The sequence below is a fragment of the Mycobacterium sp. NGS40 genome, assembly GCF_059812735.1.
Map to the genome: position 1 here is coordinate 1 of NZ_JCALDG010000076.1, position 2,339 is coordinate 2,339.

Genomic DNA, 2,339 nt, shown 5'->3' on the forward strand with positions numbered 1-2,339 from the left:
GGTGTAGGCGGCGAGCCTCTGCCGCCACTCACGCCTCCAACGCATGCGCTCGCCGGGGCGCACACCATTGGCGTCCCACGCCGACAAACTCCACGACGCATTTCACGTGCACGAGCTTGCTGATCACGCGCGTGGGCTCAGGCCACCTAGCCCTGGGAGGCTCCCAGCGCATCATCCTGGTGCGTTGACTGCGCCGCAGGCACGCCGATGCAGGACCCGGTCCGTAGCGATCTGCGTGGTGTCGGGGGTGGGATCCTGCTGCCCCGCAAGACATTAGGCACCATCAAGACCAACTAGTGCTCCGGCTCTGCACCATCGCCCCCGCTGCCAGCGCCCCGGGCTGCTTGACCAGCTACGCGCTGCCCCCGCAATGGGGTTTTCCCGTTTATTTGTGGTCAGCAACGGTCCTGACTGCGAACCCTTCAACCTCGGGCCATCGATTCGGCACCTCCGCGCACTCCAAGATTGGCCATTCATCGGACCTTAAACACAAAAATATCTCGGCCGCGGACACTACCCGAAAAGCCGTGTGCGCTCAGGGCCTTGGGTTTGTGCGCGGCACCGGGGGCGCGGGGTGCGGCGACACGATTAAGCCCGTGGGGGGTGCTGCCGCTCCGTCGACACCGCCAGGAGCCGCAAAGTCGGGGCCGCCTGGGGCGGGGGGCGCCGGCGTCACGCTCGAAGCAGGGTCCGCAATTGGTGTGGTCGGACTGCTTGCCAATTCGCTGCCGCCAAATCCGACCGCTAAAACTAGTGTTGCCGCTCCGCCGAACAGCGCGATCGCCGCTTTCGTTTGAGATTTCATCAGACTCTCCTGTGTTTGGTCGTATCGTCCTAACAACCCCAATGTTGCGTACAGATACCCCCACAGGGTAGGGACTTAGGTCACCGCAGGTAGGGCAATCAGGCCTCCAAGTGGCGGTGGCCTGCATCGACACCTGAATCGACTGCATCGAGAGGCGCATGTGGGCCAGGCCGCGATGGCTGACTGCGCACGGCCGCGCCTGGACTGGCTTCAGTCACTTCTCATGGCGAAAGTCAATCCAATCTGGGCACGTAGGAAGAGCATCGAGTCAACCGCCGCCATGGTGGTCCAGTCCAGCATGACGGCGCCGATCTCGAAGGGCATGGGCAGGATGGTGAGGAATTCTCCCAATTCGGTAGTTGGCGCGATCAAGCCGCGTGTTATAGGTGATGACCGTTCGCTGGGTTCGCGGGCACGCTGCGCTGCAAAAGGTGAAGGGATCGAGGCAGCGCGTGGGCTGCCTCGTCAAAATATCCGCCATCACAGGCGGCCCGCTCCTTCGCCTCGACGCCGCCATGGAGGCTGGATTGCCTTTCACAATAGGGACCGAATGCCCTACCCCCGGAGGGCGTCGGCTGGAAGACTTGGTCTTCGCACGAACACCCAATCACGAGCGGAGAGCGCGATGTTATCTCGACCGAAGGCCGAGGTCGCGCTGGCCGGCGGCGCTGTCATGTTTGCGTTAGCAGCCGGGATCGGTAGCGTTGTGTTACGAGGCAACACAACGCTACCCGCGCAGACCGCTGCTCCAACTTCCAGCGTGGCGCCCCCTCCATCGCCGATCACTCCTGACCGCGCGACACGCAATCCTCCTGACTGCGTCGAGCCCTACTGTGGCGTCCTGTTGAACCCGCCCCCGCGCGGGGACGTAACGTGGATGCCCCACGGAGCACTATGAGAACGTCGGCCCCGCCGTTCGATGTTCGTACACAACGCATTGCACAGCCTCGCGATGCCCGTAGTCGCCGGCCCCACAAAAGGACAGTCAGATGGTCAGCAAGAACCAACATTTCGGCGTGCTGGTAGGTGTTGACGGGTCAGCTGGTTCCGATGCCGCCGTCCGGTGGGCTGCGCGCGAATCAGTGCTTCGTAAGGGGCGGCTCACGCTTGTGTACGCCGCACCCCGATCGGCACTACCGCGCCTCGCTCCTTTCACTCCCGCAGAGGCGCAGCACCGCCACGAAGGCGACCTGCAAGCCATCAACGACCGTGCGACCAGGATCGCCGAAAGCGCTGTCGGAGACGCCGATCCAGCGGAAATCGACAGTCAGTTGCACTTTTCCCCGCCCATTCCGACTCTGGTCGATATGTCTCGAGCCGCGGACCTGGTCGTCGTAGGCGCCCGTGGACTGGGCACCGTGCGTCGCGTATTGCTGGGCTCGGTCAGCTCCGGACTGATCCATCGAGCCCATTGCCCTGTCGCCGTTATTCACCGGGAGGTCTCGGCCCCGTCGCCGGCTGCCGTTGGTGGGCCCGTGCTGTTGGGCGTCGATGGATCACCAGCGTCGGAATTGGCCACTGCAATCGCATTCGA

Annotated in this window: 2 protein-coding genes; one reads left to right on the forward strand and one right to left on the reverse strand. The window is 63.7% G+C overall.

All coding sequences use genetic code 11. The features are described from left to right. Positions 1 to 1,015: 1,015 nt before the first annotated feature. Positions 1,016 to 1,177, reverse strand: coding sequence for a hypothetical protein (locus AC5Y5O_RS31900; RefSeq protein WP_175364749.1), 162 nt, complete (start codon positions 1,175 to 1,177; stop codon positions 1,016 to 1,018). A 617-nt stretch (positions 1,178 to 1,794) separates the two neighbouring features. On the opposite strand from AC5Y5O_RS31900, the gene AC5Y5O_RS31905 reads away from it, so the two are divergent. Next, positions 1,795 to 2,339 (forward strand): universal stress protein (locus AC5Y5O_RS31905; protein WP_500028733.1); only part of this gene is annotated, 545 nt, incomplete at its 3' end.